The 248-nt window shown below is 59.7% G+C and carries 1 protein-coding gene; it reads right to left on the bottom strand.

The window, feature by feature from the left end; all coding sequences use genetic code 11:
- Positions 1-248 (bottom strand): linear amide C-N hydrolase (locus tag LK536_RS58910; protein WP_506092349.1); only part of this gene is annotated, 248 nt, incomplete at both ends.

The raw sequence follows: 248 nt of genomic DNA, 5'->3' as shown, positions 1-248 counted from the left end.
GCTCCAGAAGGCTCACCGCCTCGTCCACCGTGGCCGCCTTATCAAGCATCAGCAGGATGGCCGTGGTCGTGGTAATATCCGTATTCCCCGTATCCTGGTCCGTGGGCTCATCCGCAATGCGGAGCACCGCCACCGCCAGTCCCTTTTCATTCATCCCGTCCAGAGGCGCATAAGGCGCTGCCAGTGTGATAAGCTTCTGCTTCCATGTATCCGGCAGCTTACCCTCCCCAAACCCCAGGAAGGCAAGA

The sequence above is a fragment of the Clostridium pacaense genome, from assembly GCF_020709765.2.
GTDB lineage: Bacteria > Bacillota > Clostridia > Lachnospirales > Lachnospiraceae > Enterocloster > Enterocloster hominis.
The sequence above is the reverse complement of the archived record's forward strand: the minus strand, read 5'-3'. Positions and strand labels throughout refer to the sequence as shown.